18 protein-coding genes and 1 riboswitch are annotated in these 16849 nt (G+C 40.3%); of the genes, 6 read left to right on the top strand and 12 right to left on the bottom strand.

All coding sequences use genetic code 11. The features are described 5' to 3' along the window. Nucleotides 1-38: 38 nt before the first annotated feature. The gene (locus B5G52_RS15870; protein WP_087533622.1) at nucleotides 39-1643 is read right to left on the bottom strand and encodes an MFS transporter; all 1605 of its coding nucleotides are present in this window, start codon (nucleotides 1641-1643) and stop codon (nucleotides 39-41) included. A gap of 330 nt (nucleotides 1644-1973) precedes the next feature. Between B5G52_RS15870 and narL the strand changes: the two genes are divergently transcribed. Continuing rightward, the gene (narL, locus tag B5G52_RS15865) at nucleotides 1974-2633 is read left to right on the top strand and encodes a two-component system response regulator NarL (protein ID WP_254911230.1); all 660 of its coding nucleotides are present in this window, start codon (nucleotides 1974-1976) and stop codon (nucleotides 2631-2633) included. 8 nt (nucleotides 2634-2641) lie between these two features. Beyond that, entirely contained in the window at nucleotides 2642-3877 is a 1236-nt protein-coding gene (gene glp, locus B5G52_RS15860; RefSeq protein WP_087533621.1) for a gephyrin-like molybdotransferase Glp, read from the top strand. 20 nt (nucleotides 3878-3897) lie between these two features. On the opposite strand, the gene B5G52_RS15855 is transcribed toward glp, so the two are convergent. The 9 genes from B5G52_RS15855 to moaA form a co-directional block, all read right to left on the bottom strand. Further along, complete coding sequence (locus B5G52_RS15855) at nucleotides 3898-4569, bottom strand: ATP-binding cassette domain-containing protein (RefSeq protein WP_087533620.1); 672 nt, start codon at nucleotides 4567-4569, stop codon at nucleotides 3898-3900. Continuing rightward, on the bottom strand, nucleotides 4556-5242 hold the full coding sequence (modB, locus tag B5G52_RS15850; protein WP_087533619.1) for a molybdate ABC transporter permease subunit: 687 nt from the start codon (nucleotides 5240-5242) through the stop codon (nucleotides 4556-4558). Before modB ends, B5G52_RS15855 begins: the two co-directional genes overlap by 14 nt. Then, nucleotides 5239-6006, bottom strand: a complete 768-nt coding sequence (gene modA, locus B5G52_RS15845; RefSeq protein ID WP_087533618.1) for a molybdate ABC transporter substrate-binding protein — start codon at nucleotides 6004-6006, stop codon at nucleotides 5239-5241. Before modA ends, modB begins: the two co-directional genes overlap by 4 nt. Beyond that, a complete protein-coding gene (locus B5G52_RS15840) occupies nucleotides 6006-6455 on the bottom strand; it encodes a molybdenum cofactor biosynthesis protein MoaE (RefSeq protein ID WP_087533617.1) in 450 nt (149 codons plus the stop codon). Before B5G52_RS15840 ends, modA begins: the two co-directional genes overlap by 1 nt. 1 nt (nucleotide 6456) lies before the next feature. Further along, nucleotides 6457-6705 (bottom strand): molybdopterin converting factor subunit 1, encoded by a 249-nt coding sequence (moaD, locus tag B5G52_RS15835; RefSeq protein WP_087533616.1) that lies wholly within the window; start codon nucleotides 6703-6705, stop codon nucleotides 6457-6459. 352 nt (nucleotides 6706-7057) lie between these two features. Next, nucleotides 7058-7537, bottom strand: coding sequence for a cyclic pyranopterin monophosphate synthase MoaC (gene moaC / locus B5G52_RS15830; protein ID WP_254911229.1), 480 nt, complete (start codon nucleotides 7535-7537; stop codon nucleotides 7058-7060). Further along, on the bottom strand, nucleotides 7537-8085 hold the full coding sequence (gene moaB, locus B5G52_RS15825) for a molybdenum cofactor biosynthesis protein B (RefSeq protein WP_087533614.1): 549 nt from the start codon (nucleotides 8083-8085) through the stop codon (nucleotides 7537-7539). Before moaB ends, moaC begins: the two co-directional genes overlap by 1 nt. A gap of 31 nt (nucleotides 8086-8116) precedes the next feature. Next, nucleotides 8117-8686, bottom strand: a complete 570-nt coding sequence (locus B5G52_RS15820; protein WP_087533613.1) for a molybdenum cofactor guanylyltransferase — start codon at nucleotides 8684-8686, stop codon at nucleotides 8117-8119. 1 nt (nucleotide 8687) lies between these two features. Continuing rightward, entirely contained in the window at nucleotides 8688-9659 is a 972-nt protein-coding gene (moaA, locus tag B5G52_RS15815) for a GTP 3',8-cyclase MoaA (RefSeq protein ID WP_087533612.1), read from the bottom strand. After that, nucleotides 9650-9779: riboswitch (molybdenum cofactor riboswitch) on the bottom strand. It overlaps the preceding gene by 10 nt. Before the next feature lie 265 nt (nucleotides 9780-10044). Here moaA and moeB point away from each other — a divergent pair. Further along, a complete protein-coding gene (moeB, locus tag B5G52_RS15810) occupies nucleotides 10045-10815 on the top strand; it encodes a molybdopterin-synthase adenylyltransferase MoeB (RefSeq protein ID WP_087533611.1) in 771 nt (256 codons plus the stop codon). Between the two features lie 8 nt (nucleotides 10816-10823). Here moeB and B5G52_RS15805 read toward each other — a convergent pair whose 3' ends face one another. Then, nucleotides 10824-11693 (bottom strand): U32 family peptidase, encoded by an 870-nt coding sequence (locus tag B5G52_RS15805; RefSeq protein WP_087533610.1) that lies wholly within the window; start codon nucleotides 11691-11693, stop codon nucleotides 10824-10826. Between the two features lie 10 nt (nucleotides 11694-11703). Next, on the bottom strand, nucleotides 11704-12711 hold the full coding sequence (locus B5G52_RS15800; RefSeq protein WP_087533609.1) for a peptidase U32 family protein: 1008 nt from the start codon (nucleotides 12709-12711) through the stop codon (nucleotides 11704-11706). A gap of 304 nt (nucleotides 12712-13015) precedes the next feature. Between B5G52_RS15800 and B5G52_RS15795 the strand changes: the two genes are divergently transcribed. The 3 genes from B5G52_RS15795 (at nucleotide 13016) to B5G52_RS15785 (ending at nucleotide 16838) form a co-directional block, all read left to right on the top strand. After that, on the top strand, nucleotides 13016-13486 hold the full coding sequence (locus B5G52_RS15795; protein ID WP_176372565.1) for an SCP2 domain-containing protein: 471 nt from the start codon (nucleotides 13016-13018) through the stop codon (nucleotides 13484-13486). A gap of 2 nt (nucleotides 13487-13488) precedes the next feature. Beyond that, nucleotides 13489-13935 carry a hemerythrin domain-containing protein gene (locus B5G52_RS15790; protein ID WP_087533607.1) on the top strand — a complete coding sequence of 149 codons (447 nt, stop codon included), beginning with the start codon at nucleotides 13489-13491 and terminating at the stop codon, nucleotides 13933-13935. Between the two features lie 233 nt (nucleotides 13936-14168). Next, nucleotides 14169-16838, top strand: coding sequence for an MFS transporter (locus B5G52_RS15785; protein WP_087533606.1), 2670 nt, complete (start codon nucleotides 14169-14171; stop codon nucleotides 16836-16838). Nucleotides 16839-16849: the final 11 nt, after the last annotated feature.

The following is a 16849-nucleotide window of genomic DNA, read 5'->3' as shown; positions in this document are numbered from 1 at the left end:
ATAGATCATCAATTAAATGTGTTTGGTATAACTTAGCTTTAGGGGTTATAAAGTTCATTTTCTTTACGTAAGTAAAACCACCAATTTATAAATAAACATAGTGTATAAAAAAGGGTAAAACTAATAAACGCAACTTTAGGTGTGGTTGCAGCTATTTGCTCACCGAAAGCGTTTGGAATGTAAAATGCGCCGTAAGCCGCTATTGCAGAAGTCCAACCTAATACAATGCCTGTCTGCTCTTTAGGGAAAATAACTGTAATCGTTTTAAATGTTGAGCCATTACCTACTCCCGTTGCTGCAAATAAAATTAGAAATAGAGTAAAAAACTCTAAAAAATACTTTTCAGGCTGAGCGCTGTGAAACGCTAGTTGCATATAATGAGAGACACCTAACGTGCTTAGCACCATAATAATACAGCAAGCTTGGGTAACAAAAGCTCCACCGAACTGATCGCCTAACCAACCGCCTAATGGGCGAATAAGTGCACCGATAAAAGCCCCCATCCATGCATACATCAAAGCACTTGGTCCGTTTACGTTAATAGTATTATGCGTCATTACGCCATCAACCATGAGGTGTTGATAGCCAAAAATTATTTTAATCGCTAATGGAAATACAGCTGCAAAGCCAATAAATGAGCCAAATGTCATGGCATATATAATACCCATTATCCAAGTGTGCTTATTGTTAAAAATCTTGAATTGCTTATTTAGACTATGGCTTACTGTACCGGGGAGTGATTTTAAGCAAAATAAAGTCGCTAGAATCACAAATATCAACACCAGTTCTTCAGGAATACTTAGATTAACTCCGTTGGCCTGAGTTGGCAGTATGAGCCATAAGCCTAAAGCAGCCCAAAAAAAGCTGATCACGAGCATTAAAGTGATTAGACCAAATGCGTCGGATGGACTACTTACATTAGGCGATACATCTTTGGTATTTATGTTGGTCATGCCAAACCAGCATAAAAATATTATGGGGACTAAAAAAAGTAACCAAATATAACTCGCGTTCTGAATATAGGTATTACTACCGGCAGGTGTATTGCTAATTAATGTACCTGAGGCGCTAATTAGCTGCTGCGGTACACCATCAAATATTGCACAGGTCATAACCAGCGGTACTACTAGCTGCATTGCCATGACGCCGAAATTACTTAACCCTGCATTTAACCCCAGTGCTAAGCCTTGTTGTTTTTTAGGAAAAAAAAAGCTGATATTGGATATTGATGAAGCGAAATTCCCCCCGCCGATCCCAGAGAGTAGCGCCATTAATTGAAACACCCACAGCGATGTATTTTTGTCTTGTAATGCAAGCCCAGTACCGATAGCTGGTATTATTAATAGTGCAGTAGTAAAAAAAAGAGTGTGGCGGCCACCGCATAGTTCGATAAAAAAACTATTAGGGATTCTTAATGTCGCGCCGCTTAAACCTGCAATAGCTACTAAACTAAATAGTTGCTCGTAACTGAAATTAAAGCCTAAATTCAGCATCTGAACTGTAATAATGCTCCAATACATCCATACAGCAGAGCCACAAAATAACCCCCCGATAGATATCCATAAATTTCGGTTTGCAATTTTTTCTCCGTTTGGGCGCCAAAAATCGTCATTTTCAGGGTCCCATTTATCTATATCGCGCATGATAGAGTCTATTTAAATTAGAGCAAGTGGAAGCAAAATATCATCTTAAGGAGGGGCGTAGACAATAGACTTAATGCGGTAGTTAGTACTACCTACAAATATAGGGGGAGTGACTGTTTGCAGTTGATATTGTCAGTTAATCCATTGTTAATCAATAATTTGAAATGGTTTGCTTTGCGGATGCACTACCTATATGTAGGTAGCTGCTGTCTTTGTTTGTAAACTTAGGATAAATGTTAAACTACCATTTTATGATATATATCAAATAAGACGAGTGACTTAGCCGTCATCATATTAAAAATATTTAGTAGAGTTACTAAGGGAGCAAGTATGCAAACTCCAGTCGCACCAGTAAATACAACTTCAGTGATGCTAGTGGATGACCACCCATTATTTCGTAAAGGGTTGAATCAATTAATAGAACTTGAAGAGGAGTTGCAAGTAATTAGCGAGCACAGCAATGGTAAAGATGCCATCACTGCTGCTCTAAAGTTTGACCCCGACATTATTATCCTAGACTTAAATATGCAAGGCATGGATGGACTTGAAACAGTAAAAGAGTTACGTAATCAAGGCATCAGTTCTCGCATTATTATGCTCAGTGTGTCAGATAACGATGAAGATGTGATCACAGCAATTACTAATGGTGCCGATGGCTATTTGCTTAAAGATATGGAACCAGAAGATATCGTTGAGCATATTAAGCAAGCTGCTACTGGGCGAATGGCTATTTGTGAACGTTTAACGCATACACTTGCTACCGCGCTTAGAAAACCAAATCGCAAACCCGAAAACCCCTTATCAGGGCTAACCAGTAGAGAACTGGAAATTTTAAAACTAATTGCTAAAGGGTTAAGTAATAAACTAATAGCCCGGGAGCTGGATATTTCTGATGGCACAGTAAAAGTACATGTGAAGCATTTATTGAAAAAACTCAATTTCCGTTCACGGGTAGAGGCTGCCGTGTGGATGGTTGATCAACAACATTAGAGGTAATTATGGATTGTGGTTGTGACGCACTAAAAACCCCGCTTTTAGCATTTGATGACGCATTAGCAAAATTATTAGCAACAGCAACGGCTGTAACTGAACAACAAACCATAAAAGTGCAAGATGCATTAGGTCGCGTATTAGCTGCTAATGTGGTATCAAATTTCAATATTCCTCCTTATGCAAATTCAGCAATGGACGGCTACGCATTCAATTATCAAGACCTAAGTGATTTTAACCAGCTAGAAGTCGTCACGACCTCATTAGCTGGGCATCCGAGTGAACAAGCATTGAGCGCTGGGCAATGTGCTCGTATTATGACAGGGGCAATGATGCCTCAAGGGGCTGACACGGTCATAATGCAAGAGCAAATAAATCGAGATGGTGAGTACATTAGTTTACAAGCTCAAGTAAAAGCAGGGGCAAATGTACGCAAGCAAGGCGAAGATATCGCTGCTGGTAATGTTGTTTTACCAAAAGGGCATGTGGTTCAAGCTCGAGATATTGGCTTGTTATGCGCTATAGGTGTGGCTCAAGTGAATGTTCTGCGCCAACTGAAAGTTGCACTTATCTCTACAGGTGACGAACTTGTTGAACCTGGTAATGCGCTTAATGAAGGGCAAATTTTTGATTCAAACCGTCAACTAGTAATGGCGATGCTAGCGCCATTGGGGGTAGCAATACGTGATTTTGGCATTATCGCTGATCAGCGTGAAGCAATCACCATAGCGATTACTCAAGCAACTGAGTGGGCCGATGTGTTGATCACTTCAGGCGGTGTATCGGTGGGTGATGCCGACTACGTTAAAGAAATTTTAAGTGAATTAGGTGATATCAATTTTTGGAAACTTGCTATAAAACCAGGTAAACCGTTTGCTTTTGGTCAAGTTGGTCAGTGTGCATTTTTAGGTTTACCGGGCAATCCTGTCTCTGCGGCTATTACTTTTGACCAATTAGGGATCCCTTTTATTAAGCAGTGCCAAGGGCATCCACTCAATCAAGAAATAGCAGTCAAAGCCACTGCTTTAGTGGATTTTAAAAAGCGTGTTGGGCGTACTGAGTTTCAGCGTGGTATCGCCACGCAAACAGCGGATGGACAATGGCAAGTAGACACTGCAGGAAAACAAGGCTCAGGAATTTTATCAGCGTTGAGCCGTGCAAATTGCCATGTGATTTTAGCGGCTGAAAGTGAAGGGGTTTTAGCTACGCAACAAGTTGAAATTATTCATTATAAATACTTATAATCAATTGCCAGCACATGTGTTTATGCATGTGCTTGGTGTGAGTTTATTAACATGGTAAATGGTTTGCTTTTATGGTTTAAATTTATAATACCATCGCTAATTTTTTCGAGCTCATCATCAAGGTGCGACACATAAATCATCGGTATCGCATACTCATGTTTAAGCACTGTTAAATAATTTAAAATAGCGACTTTATGATTGTGACCTATGCCGGTCAGTGGCTCATCAAACATCAGATAGCGAGGTCGGCTACAAAGTGCTCGCGCAATCGCCACTCGTTGTTTTTCTCCGCCTGATAAATTAGCTGGACGGCGATCAAGTAAATGAGCAACGTCTAAGGTTTCAATCACTCGTTCAAATTCAAACCCCGATACAGAGCGTTTTTTACCTTTAAATTGAATGTTTTGCGCAACGTTTAAATGGGCAAATAATCGTGCATCTTGAAATACAAAACCAATATTGCGCTCGCTGGCGTGGACAAACTTTTTTTGTTGACTGTGTTGCCACTGTTGCTGGGCAAATTCAACATTGCCATAGGCATGTTGTTCAAGTCCTGCGATGATCCGCAATAAGGTGGTTTTACCACAACCTGAATCGCCCTTAACTCCTAAACAGGTGATCCCATCAGGCGTTTTGAGCTGATAATGTAAGGTTTGTCCTGGTAAACTGAGTTGGCAATCAACATTTAGCATAGTCTTGCTCTTTACGTTTGAGAATATTGATTATCACCAAAGTGATTACCGCAAATAGTAGTAGCGCAGCAGAAAGGTTATAGGCTTTGCTATAATCCATGGTCTCTACTGCGTCAAAAATAGCCACAGACAGCACCTGGGTTTCGCCTGGAATATTACCACCTATCATTAAAATCACCCCAAATTCTCCCACCGTATGAGCAAAGCATAAGAGCGCTGCACTAATAATACCGTGCTTACATAAAGGTAATGTGACCTGAAAAAATGCCTGTACGGGGCTTGCTCCTAAAGAATGCGCGGCATCGAGTACTTTATTATCAAACTGTGCAAATGCGGTTTGCAGCGGCTGCATAGCAAACGGTAATGAATAAAATAGTGAGCCTAATAATATTCCTGAAAATGAAAACGCCAGCTGCTGCCCAGTTAAAATCTCAAATTGATGGCCAATAATTGTGGTTGGCGCAAAAGCCATTAATAAGTAAAAGCCTAATACGGTGGGCGGCAATACGATAGGTAAAGTAACTAAAGACTCAATCAACCGTGATGCTAAAGAGCAGCTGTTGTTGAGCCACCATGCAAGCGGGATACAGATCACCATAAGTATCGTGCTGGTGAGCAGCGCCAGTTTAAAGGTGATCCAAAAAGCCATCAACTCAGTACTTGCAAAACTCATTGACTCACTCCTTTACGAACCCCTTTGAGGGTCCCTAGATAACCCGCTTGGTTAATGATCTGTTGTGCATTGGGGCTTGTTAAATAGCGGATAAATTCGTGTGCAGCGTCGCTCTGTTGCTGACGCTTTAGTAGTGCAACAGCCTGAGCAACATGGTAGCGCTTATCTAGTAATTGAAATTGCGCTGCTGGAATATGTTGTTCAAGTATATGACTATACGCAACAATGCCTAAATCAACAGTTTGTAACTGAGTAAATTGAAAAGCTTGCGCGATATTGCTGCCTTTAATTTGCATACAGTGACGTAACTCAGGTTGATCAGCAATCACCTTTTGCGCAGCTATACCGTATGGGGCATAAGCAGGGTTGGCAATCGCGATACGGCATTGAGTGGGTAAAGTGGCGAGCTGATGAGCGTAATTGGCTTGCGTTTTAGCACTATAAATAGCCATTTTTCCATAGGCATATAAAATACTTTTATCCGCAAGGCCCTGCTCTACCAACTGTTGTGGGCGCAATTGGTCGGCAGCAAAAAATAAATCAAATGGTGCGCCTTTAATAATCTGTTGATAAAGCACGCCTGTTGATGCACTCGATAATGTAACAGTGTATGGATGCTGGCGTTTAAAATCGTCAACAAGGGTTGTTAAAGTATTCTTAAAATTACTGGCGACAGCCAAGCGTAGAAGTTGATTGTGACTATAAACACTTGTGCTTAAAAAACAAAGCAGTACGCAGTACAGCCACATCACTGCTTTGTTCATTATTGTTCCCAACGCGCTTTGGCGGCAACATCAGTTGGATTAGCATCAAGCCAAACCTGTTGCCCATGTTGGCTTTCTTTTTTCCAAAATGGCGCCTCACTTTTTAAATAATCCATGACATATTCGCAGCAATTAAAGGCATCACCTCGGTGCATTGCACTGACCCCTACATAAACAATTTGACTATTAAGATCGAGTTCGCCAACACGGTGAATTACATCAATGTGATCCACCGAAAATCGTGCCTTGGCACGGCTACAAATATCCGTTAAGACTTTTTCGGTCATCGCGGGGTAGTGCTCTAAAAATAATTTACTGACACTTTGCCCGTGATTAATGTCGCGCACTAGGCCAACAAAGTTAACAATCGCCCCGCTTTGTGGACTTTTTTGTCTTAGCTCATTGGTAAGCAAACCTAAATCAAAGTCTTCGGTGCATACTTTGATCATTTTATCCTCCAGTTACAGGAGGGAAAAATGCAACTTCATCGCCATCATTAATCATTGTTTGTTCTTGCGCCATAGTTTGATTTACGGCAACTAATGCATGTTGCAGTGATAAAAACTCCTGCCAATGAGGGCCTTTATCGGCAAGTTGTTGTCGTAAACTTGCAACATCTACAGCCGAGGTAATCTCAAGCGGTAAACGTTGACAATCAAGCAGTTCTCTTAACCGGCCAAAAAATAATAAGGTGATCATAGGTACTCCAAAATAACGGCAAGCGTGCTTAATACAGCTAATAAAACAACCTAAAAAAGACTAGGGTCTGTTTACCTTTCAAGGTTAAATTTGCAGCAGCCTGTTTGGTATTTAGGCAAGGCAGCGCCTATGTGGTGTGGTTATTCCCCATAAATAGGCGATAACGCAGCATCAATGCCAAACAGGCGCTGCCCTTAGGGTTCTGCCTAGGGGCGATTTACTCTTTGTTGCTCGGTTTTGACTTAGCCCACTAGGTTACAAACCTCGCGCCGCGATTAAACCGCCCCTAGTTTGAACAAATTTTAATCCGCAAAGATAAACAGACCCTAAGCACTACTTGTTAGTATAAACATTATGTATTTTCTTTATTTATCAAATGACCCGATTTACCGCCTTGCTTTTCAATAACTTGAATATCGTTTATCTGCATGAAAGGGTCAACCGCTTTGCACATATCAAAAATAGTCAACGCGGCGACAGATGCGGCTGTTAATGCCTCCATTTCAACCCCTGTTTGACCAGTCAGTTTTGCCAAAGCAGTTATATCAACGCGGTGTGCTTGCTCGTTCAAACTAAAGTCTATGGCAACTTTTGACAGCATTAAAGGATGACAAAGTGGGATTAAATCGGCACATTTTTTAGCCGCCTGAATACCCGCAATTCGCGCCACTTGTAGAACATCGCCCTTTTTATGTTCGTTATTTTTTAATAACTCAAATGCCTCAGCTGACATACGAATGCTCGCACCAGCACTGGCTTGACGGCTACTAGCGGGTTTATCACTAACATCAACCATGCTTGCTTTGCCATGTTGATCAACATGAGTCAGCATTAGGCACTCCTTGTTGTGCATTCATCAGTAAGTGATTTTTTTACATGGGGTACAAAATTACATGGCCCGTGGAGACTATTTAATTGCTCTTTTAAAATGCCATCCCACGCTGTTTTACACGCATTAGTTGAGCCTGGCATTGCAAAAATAATCACTTGATTGGCAAGTCCTGCCAATGCCCTTGATTGAATAGTGGAGGTGCCTATTTGCTCATAAGAAATGGCTCTAAATAACTCACCAAATCCTGCAACTTCTTTATCAAACAATGGTGCAAGCGCCTCTGGAGTCGAATCGCGCTGAGTAAAACCGGTGCCGCCAGTCACTAAAATAGCTTGTATATCATCGCTGGCAATCCACTTTGAGACAATGGCGCGAATTTTATAAACATCATCAATTACAATGGCTTTATCAGCCAAGTGATGACCACTTTGAGTAAGTCCTGCGACTAACGCATGACCTGAGGTATCATTTTCCTCTGTACGAGTATCAGAAACGGTTAAAACCGCAATATTTAAAGGGGTAAATGTTTTTTCGTTTAAATGAGACATAATTTATCCAAAATGGTTAGTCTAAAATAGGTTAACGTGCTCTATGCGTAACATGTTGCGATTGTGCATTAATAACATCATGCCATTGTTGTGGCGTGTTGGTGTTACACAACTTGTGCGGTTCAGGGTGAGAAATAGATTCTGCATTAGCAAAGGCCAACATGCTTTTTATAGAGTAGTCTGCGCCGTGAGTTAACTGCTCCTCAACGTATTGTTTAAGTGACTCGGTAACCACAATCACACAAGGTAAAAATGAGTGTGAATAACTCACACTGTGCAAAGTGTTGGCGCTATAAGTTTGTAATCGTATTAGTGATGCGCTATCGAGTAATGGCATATCAACGGGGGTAACTGTTAATAAACAATGCTCAGGGAGCTGTTGTAATACAGCATCAATACCTCCAAGCGGACCTTTATTAAAAAATCGGTCATGGATCCCCTGGCTATGGTTACGACTGATCAATACGTGTTTACATAAACTGGCATGTAAACGCTGCTGCATGTGCTGTAATAATGTATGTTGATACCAAGGTAAATTCGCTTTATCTTGCCCCATTCTTGAAGATTTTCCGCCAGCTAATATCATCCCAATATGTTGCATATTAACCCCCTAGCATTGCCAAGTCAGTGGTTGCCCCAGAATAGCCTTGATGTAAAAAGTGCGAGTCTGCTTTATAGGTTAAAAACTGGCTAATGGCATTATCAAGTATTGTGGGATCATCTGAATTTATAAAAGGCCGTAACTCATAGCCTGTGTCACCAAATAAGCATAAATGTAATTTCCCTTGTGAGGAAACCCGTAGCCGATTGCAGGTGGCACAAAAATCTTTACTATAAGGGGCTATAAAACCAATTTTACCGATGGCTTCACTGTGACTAAATTCACGTGCGGGACCGGCATTTTTTGCTCGTAAAGTTTCAACCCAGCCATCAGATAATAAACCTTTACCAACCTCTTCAGCGCTGACATGGTTAGCATTAAAATAATCGCCGTTATCGGCTGTTTGCATTAGCTCAATAAAACGTAAAGTCAGAGGTTTACTTTTCGCCCAATTAATTAATTGTTCAAGTTGCTGATAGTTATGCTGTTTTAGTAAAACGGTATTCACTTTTACCTGCTTGATACCAGCGCTGATTGCATCATCAATTCCTTGTAAAATGGCATCGAGATTATTGCGACCAATAATAGCTTGCATCATACGGGGGTCTAAACTATCACAGCTAACATTGATGGCATCAAGCCCTGCTGAACGCCAACTTTTTATATGTCGTGATAACTGATAACCATTAGTAGTAAGGGCGACTTTATCAATACCTGGGGTATTTTTTACCAGCGCAATGATTTCACTTAGATCACGACGTAACGCAGGCTCTCCGCCAGTTATGCGAACTTTATTTACACCGTGTCGCGCAAATGCTTTAACAATTGCGGCAATTTCATCTAAAGATAAATAATGCGCTTTATGGTCACACTTAAAACCATCAGGTAAACAATAATTGCAACGGTAATTGCATAAATCTGTGATCGAAAGGCGCAAGTAACTAAAACTACGCCCTTGTGGGTCGAGTAACATAATCAACACCTTTCCAAATAGTGGGAGGCTTAAAAATTTCTTTTTAAACCCGGTGGCTCAGCCACGGCTTACTCACCATGTCTTTGACGAAGGTGAGACAGCTCGGAGTTGTATTTCTGATTAAAATATTAAGAATATTTACTGATTTAGACTATACAACTGGTTGAGTAGTTACCGCAGTTGCAGCTACTCATTAGGGGGTATATATCAATTTAAAGCTATGATATTTAAGTTGTTTTTAATTTTTGCTCATAACAAGATTGCGAGCAAAGGATGATCGAAATCAATATAATTGGTACTGATACACAGGCACGGTTGAATTTGTATGTAAACCGTCGTATAACCCAAATCAATTATTAAGAATGAACGCAACAGCGAGTACAACATGAGCGATACCCACAAAGCACCACTGCAACAACTTAATGATGCGCAAACATTGCGTTATTGCCGCCATGTTTTGTTACCACAAATTGATTTTGCAGGACAAGAGGCAATACTCAACGCTAAAGTGTTAGTAATTGGTTTAGGGGGGTTAGGCAGTAGTTGTGTGCCATTTTTAGCAAGCTCGGGAGTTGGCCAGCTCACTCTGGTGGATTTTGATAGCGTTGAAGTAACCAATTTGCAACGCCAAGTTATTTATCAAGAATCACAATTACAACAAAATAAAGCGTTAGCAGCCAAAACATTTATTGCAGGGTTAAATAGTCAGTGCCAAGTTAATGCGATTGCTCGTAAACTCACGGATGATGAGCGTGAAGAGTTAGTTAAAAACCATGATGTAGTGCTCGATTGCACTGACAACTTAACTATTCGCCAGCAACTTAATCAAAGCTGTTTTAACCATAAAACCCCTTTAGTGTCTGGTGCCGCTATTCGTTTTGAAGGCCAAGTTACCAGTTTTAATTATGCGCCAAATACTCCATGTTACAGCTGTTATGCTCGAGGGTTTGGTGAACAACAGTTAAGTTGTGTTGAATCAGGAATTTTTGCGCCTTTAGTCGGTATCGTGGGTTCTTTACAAGCTCTTGAAACTTTAAAAATTATAACGAAAGCGGGTGAACCATTGTTTGGCTCATTATTAGTAATTGATGGATTAACATCACAGCAGCAACGTTTTCATTATCATCATGATAAACATTGCCCTGTGTGCGGCTGATTAAAGAATTATTTACTTTGCATACCAGCAATTTGATGCCAGTAGCCATTACACTCTTTAGTGTTATCTAGGGTCATTGGATAATGGCCATCTTCATTAGCGCGAAAACGGTCAATCATAATCAAGGTTTGCTCTGATTCAGGGCTGAGTCTGACTACATCAACTAAGCCTTGCATTGTGGATTGCTCATTAATTAAGTTATATTTTTGCCCTGATTGTGTTTGAACTCCATTGACGACAAATATTTGTTGTTGATCTTGAGTCGTCACTTGGCGGCCTGTAGGGTAATCGATGCAGCATAGCTGACAATCATCTTTTGAGCGATTAAGGGAACGAGCTGTAAAGCATCGCGATGAGTAAGCCAGAGGTAAATGACCATAGCTAAACACTTCAATTTCTAGTGGTAAGCTTTTAACTAATTCACTGCTGCGAATTGCTTTTAACCAATCTTTGGACAACTCAACTGGCATAACCCAGCGTTTCATTCCTAAGTTATGCAAAAATGCCACTGTTTCTGCGTTGTAGCAATTAATGGCTGCACCGGTCACAAATGGGACTTGGTGTTTTGATAAATGTTCAACAGCAGCAAGATCATTCGCTTCAACAGTGAACCCTAAATTGTCGCAATAACGCCTAAGCATAAATAAGTCAGAGTGGTTTTCCAGTAATGCCATAGTAGACAAACACACTTCTTTACCTGCTTTTTTTAATTGATGAGCTATATGTAACCAATCTTTTAACTTTAACTCTCGGCGTTTTGCGCACACCGTTTCACCTAAATAAATAATATCGGCGCTGCTATCGGCGGCTTGTTCGTAAAATGCCTCTACTTTTGCTTTTGGCCAGTAATAGAGAATAGGCCCTAATGCGTATTTCATATTTTTGCTCCTATTTCCACTTTTTATGATAGGCACCCAGAGTGGTCTGCGAACCTTCACTGTATGATGTTAAGCATTGCTGCATGGTGTCATTGACTACAAATTCATTCGGTTGGCTAATACAGTTATCAATTGCCATACGCCAGGTTTTGCTAATATCGCGCACATAAGAGGGGCTACGTTGGCGACCTTCAATTTTGATTGCTTTAATCCCTAAACTGTAAAGTTCGGGCAATAATTCCATGCTATTTAAACTGGTTGGTTCTTCGAGTACGTGATAAAGATCATTATCAACACTGAAACGACCCTTACATAAAGTGGGATAACCCGCATTTTCGTCTTCAGCAAAGCGGTCTATTAACACCCCATTTAAACGACTCTCTAACACTGTTTGTTGTTGGTGTTGCTGAGTTTGATAATCAACAAATTTTGCTCCAGAACAAACCCCCGCGGTATTTGGAGATTCTCCTGTTAAGTAGGATGATAAATAACAACGCCCTTCAGCCATAATACATAAACTGCCATAAGCAAATACTTCAAGCTCCACATCACAACTGCGTGCTAGTTGCCTGATCTGATGAATAGATAACACTCGAGGTAAAACTACACGGGTAACATTAAACTGGCTTTTTAAAAACGCGATAGCGCCTGCATTGGTGGCCGATACTTGCACAGAGGCATGTAGCTCCATATCTGGGTAGTGTTTTGCGCAGTAGGCTAATACGGATAAATCGGCAACAATCAATACATCTGCCCCCAGTTGCACGGCTTTATCAACAGCACATTGCCAGCGTTTCGATTGCTCTGGATGAGCAAATGTATTAATCGCTATATGCAAACGCTTATGATGACTGTGCACATATTCAACGGCTGCGTGTAATTGCTGATCTGAAAAATTTAGGCCTGCAAAATTACGTGCATTAGTTTGGTCACTAAATCCTATATACACTGCATCAGCACCATTATCTATGGCTGCTTTAAGTGATTTTAAACTCCCCGCAGGGCATAAGAGTTCCATTGATAGCTCCTTAAAAAAGAGCCATCAGCATAGTTAGCTAATTTTTTGAGACTTTGATCTAGATTAATTTTTAATAATGCACGCCACTGAACTACCTAATATATTTTTATTGCCATTCGCTATGTAACCCTAAATGGATAGTTACAAAACCTTGTGGGTAGTTCATTGATTAGGCTAATAAAAATTGATTTAGAATAACTTTTTATAGTCATAAGCAAGCTAAGTTAATAGGCACTTGTTCAATTATTCTATTTTCAATAAAGGTGTTGTGATGCTGCCATGCGCTAATCAAGGTGTAAAAAATATGCTTACTTTTTGCTTAGAAAAATTACCAGCATGTACACAACACTTTTTACAAGTGTTGCCAAATACATTCACAAACTTAGTTTTGACGCAGTTATTGAATCGCATTTTTAGTGAGCAGCTTAACGCTGAAGAGCTCGATTACCTTGAAGGTAAATGGCTGAAGGTAGAGGTTATTGATCTTGGTAGGAGTTGGTTTTTAAGTATTAAAAATAAGCAGTTTTTAGTTTGCGATAACGCCACTGAGAATGTCACTTTTAGTGGGAAATTTAATGATTTTAGCCTATTAGCTGCAGGTGAGGCAGATCCTGATATGTTGTTTTTCAATCGTCGTTTACATATCAGTGGCGAAACCGAATTAGGTTTATTAATTAAGTCCAGTTTAGAAAACCTTGAAATTGAGCACCTACCCGCTGCCATTAACTTTGTTAGCCAGCAGCATAGTCGTTTACTACAAAAGTATGGAGTATAGCAATGAGTAACTTAATTACAGTTTATTTTGAGGCTGATCACAAACGTCTTGATAGCCTGTATTTAGCTTTTAAACACAGCTTTAAAGAGGGCAATATTAAACAAGCAAAAGCTTATTTTATTGCTTACAAAGAAGGGATCGAAAAACACATTGTTTGGGAAGAAAGTGTGTTATTTCCTTTCTTTGAGCAACAAACAGGCATGTTGCATGGGCCAACTCGCGTTATGACGATGGAACATCAACAAGTTTATCGTCTTAATGATGCAATTCTTGCGTGCCTTGAACAACAAGAATCCAGTGCTGCATTTGAGCTTGAACTAGAAGAATTACTGGCAGGGCATAATCACAAGGAAGAAAATATTTTGTATCCGATGATTGATAACAACAGTAATGAAAGTCAAAAAGCAAAGCTACTCCTTGATATAGCATCTTTAACTAATAAACCCTAATAAGAGGTGAATATACCTTTTAGTTAATGCCACTTTTATTCAGTTGTAAGGAGGTATCTAAAAAGGGGTAGAAAGTCTTATTTAATAAGCGTTGCTGGGTGATAGAAAACTACCTCACAAGGAGTATAGCTAGTGCTGTCATATGATTTTAGCCAATTGATTATAAAGTATTTAATTTCACTTGATAGTAAAGTTTAGCTATCAAAGTTAATGGATCTTACAGGAGGTCTTATATGAACCACCCCCCGTCCGTCACCACTGGTCAACGTAACAGAGCGTTAGCAATTTCGACGTTAGCATTTACGCTTTGTTTTGCCGTTTGGACCATATTTTCAATTATTGGTATTCAAATAAAGGTTGATTTTAACTTAACGGATACTCAATTAGGTTTATTGATGGCAACCCCGATTTTAACGGGTTCTATCAGCCGATTGTTTTTAGGTATTTGGACTGATCGTTATGGCGGTCGCAAAGTGCTAGGTATCTTAATGCTGTTAACCGCAGTATGTGTTTATTTACTGACCTTTGCTAATAGCTACATTATGTTATTGATTGCCGCGTTAGGGGTTGGCTTAGCCGGTGGTTCATTTATTGTTGGCGTCACTTATACAGCAGCTTGGTTTAATAGCGCAAAAGAAAAACAGGGCACAGCATTAGGCATTTTTGGTGCCGGTAATGTTGGTTCTGCAATAACTAACTTTTGTGCGCCATTTTTACTTATTGCTTTAGGTTGGCAAGGCACTGCTCAAATTTATGCGGCTGTATTGGCTGTGGCTGGAGTAGTGTTTTTGCTCTTCGCAAAAGAAGATCCATTAAAAGAAAATCGCCAAGAACTGCAACAGCAAGGTTTCTGGGAGCAGCTATCTCCACTGGGTGATATTCGCGTTTGGCGTTTTTCACTTTATTACTTTTTTGTATTTGGTGCATTTGTTGCTCTTGCTTTATGGCTACCACATTACCTGATTGGCGTGTACGGCCTTGATATAAAAACCGCAGGTATGATTGCTGCTTTATATACGATACCCGCCTCGTTGTTTCGTATTTTAGGTGGTTGGATGTCAGATAAATACGGTGCTCGTAAAGTCATGTATTGGACCTTTATCGCATCGGTTATTTGTACTTTCTTACTCAGTTATCCTAGTACTGAATATGCAGTGAAAGGGGTACATCAAACTTACAATTTCCATTTTGAAATTACCTTAGTCGGCTTTGTGTTTCTAACTTTTGCGTTAGGTTTTTTCATGTCTTTAGGTAAAGCAGCTGTGTTTAAACATATCCCTGTTTATTACCCTAAAAATGTCGGCGCTGTGGGTGGTGTTGTTGGTATGATCGGGGGTATTGGTGGATTTTTACTACCTTTAACCTTCGGTATGCTTAATGATGTAATCGGTGTGTGGCAAAGTAGCTTTATGTTGTTATTTGTAATTTCTGCGGCTGCACTCGCCTGGATGCATTTTGCAATTGTAAAAGCTGAGCGAGTTGAATACCGAGAAGATAGACAAGAGCGCGATTTACCTGAGCTTTCGACCCCGAACTCAATGGTATTAGATGATTGGCGTCCTGAAGATAAGAGCTTTTGGGATGAAACAGGTAAGCGCATTGCAACGCGTAATTTATGGATTTCAATTCCGTGTTTATTCTTAGCATTTGCAGTGTGGACTATCTGGAGTATTTTGGTGGTCAAAATGCCCAGCCTCGGTTTCCCTTATAGCTCAAATGAATTATTTTGGTTAGCGGCACTGCCAGCGTTATCAGGTGCGACCTTTAGAATATTTTACAGTTTTATGGTGCCTATTTTTGGTGGTAGACGTTGGACTGCTATTTCAACCGCCTCTTTATTGTTGCCCTGTATCTGGATTGGCTATGCAGTGCAGGATACGAATACATCGTATATGGTGATGTTGATCCTTGCATTATTATGTGGTTTTGGTGGTGGTAACTTCTCATCCAGCATGTCTAATATAAGTTTCTTTTATCCGCAAAAAGAAAAAGGCAGTGCACTAGGCATGAATGCAGGCCTTGGTAATCTTGGTGTTTCTGGTATGCAGCTGTTGGCGCCATTAGTAATCGCTGCGAGTGTGTTTGGAGGTATGGGTGGTGATCCTCTGATTATTCAAGAGGGCGCGAATGCCGGTCAACAGGTGTGGTTGCAAAATGCAGCTTTCCTTTGGATCCCATTCATTATCATCGCCTCTGTCGCTGCGTGGTTTGGAATGAATGATATTTCATCAGCCAAAGCGTCATTTAGCGACCAAGCCATTATTTTCAAACGTTCTCATAACTGGATAATGTGTATTCTCTATTTAGGCACTTTTGGTAGTTTTATTGGCTTTGCGGCAGGTTTCCCTTTGTTATCGGGCATGTTATTTCCGCAAATTGACCCAACCGCCTATGCCTTTCTTGGGCCGTTAGTTGGCGCATTAGCACGTCCTGTTGGTGGTGTTATTGCGGATAAATTTGGTGGTGCAAAAGTTACCTTTTGGAACTTCTTACTAATGATCATTGGTGTTGCTGGTGTTATGTACTTCTTACCAGAGGCTGGCACAGAGGGGAGTTTCTGGGGGTTCTTTGGGGCATTTATATTATTGTTTATTGCAACAGGTATCGGTAATGGTTCAACTTTCAGAATGGTGCCAGTGATTTTCTTAAATCAACGTAAACGTGACCTAGGTGATATCGATGAAGCAATCAAACAAGGTAATAAAGAATCAGCCGCAGTGATTGGCTTTATTTCAGCTATTGCAGCTTACGGTGGATTTTTTATTCCTAAAGCTTACGGCTCGTCAATCAGTTTAACAGGCAGTGTATCGGCAGCGCTAATCGCTTTTATTGTTTTTTATGCGATTTGTTCAGTGATAACTTGGTGGTGCTATTCACGTAAGAATGCGCCTGATCCTTGTTAAATATCATTTAG

Source organism: Pseudoalteromonas sp. A601, assembly GCF_002165575.1.
Lineage (GTDB): Bacteria > Pseudomonadota > Gammaproteobacteria > Enterobacterales > Alteromonadaceae > Pseudoalteromonas.
Note: the sequence above shows the minus strand (reverse complement) of the source record. Positions and strands in the feature narration are given on the sequence as shown.

Coding starts and splice junctions, on each gene's coding strand:
- B5G52_RS15870 (WP_087533622.1), bottom strand. CDS start 1,643: ATGCGCGATATAGATAAATGGGACCCTGAAAATGACGATTTTTGGCGC.
- narL (WP_254911230.1), top strand. CDS start 1,974: ATGCAAACTCCAGTCGCACCAGTAAATACAACTTCAGTGATGCTAGTG.
- glp (WP_087533621.1), top strand. CDS start 2,642: ATGGATTGTGGTTGTGACGCACTAAAAACCCCGCTTTTAGCATTTGAT.
- B5G52_RS15855 (WP_087533620.1), bottom strand. CDS start 4,569: ATGCTAAATGTTGATTGCCAACTCAGTTTACCAGGACAAACCTTACAT.
- modB (WP_087533619.1), bottom strand. CDS start 5,242: ATGAGTTTTGCAAGTACTGAGTTGATGGCTTTTTGGATCACCTTTAAA.
- modA (WP_087533618.1), bottom strand. CDS start 6,006: ATGAACAAAGCAGTGATGTGGCTGTACTGCGTACTGCTTTGTTTTTTA.
- B5G52_RS15840 (WP_087533617.1), bottom strand. CDS start 6,455: ATGATCAAAGTATGCACCGAAGACTTTGATTTAGGTTTGCTTACCAAT.
- moaD (WP_087533616.1), bottom strand. CDS start 6,705: ATGATCACCTTATTATTTTTTGGCCGGTTAAGAGAACTGCTTGATTGT.
- moaC (WP_254911229.1), bottom strand. CDS start 7,537: ATGCTGACTCATGTTGATCAACATGGCAAAGCAAGCATGGTTGATGTT.
- moaB (WP_087533614.1), bottom strand. CDS start 8,085: ATGTCTCATTTAAACGAAAAAACATTTACCCCTTTAAATATTGCGGTT.
- B5G52_RS15820 (WP_087533613.1), bottom strand. CDS start 8,686: ATGCAACATATTGGGATGATATTAGCTGGCGGAAAATCTTCAAGAATG.
- moaA (WP_087533612.1), bottom strand. CDS start 9,659: ATGTTACTCGACCCACAAGGGCGTAGTTTTAGTTACTTGCGCCTTTCG.
- moeB (WP_087533611.1), top strand. CDS start 10,045: ATGAGCGATACCCACAAAGCACCACTGCAACAACTTAATGATGCGCAA.
- B5G52_RS15805 (WP_087533610.1), bottom strand. CDS start 11,693: ATGAAATACGCATTAGGGCCTATTCTCTATTACTGGCCAAAAGCAAAA.
- B5G52_RS15800 (WP_087533609.1), bottom strand. CDS start 12,711: ATGGAACTCTTATGCCCTGCGGGGAGTTTAAAATCACTTAAAGCAGCC.
- B5G52_RS15795 (WP_176372565.1), top strand. CDS start 13,016: ATGCTTACTTTTTGCTTAGAAAAATTACCAGCATGTACACAACACTTT.
- B5G52_RS15790 (WP_087533607.1), top strand. CDS start 13,489: ATGAGTAACTTAATTACAGTTTATTTTGAGGCTGATCACAAACGTCTT.
- B5G52_RS15785 (WP_087533606.1), top strand. CDS start 14,169: ATGAACCACCCCCCGTCCGTCACCACTGGTCAACGTAACAGAGCGTTA.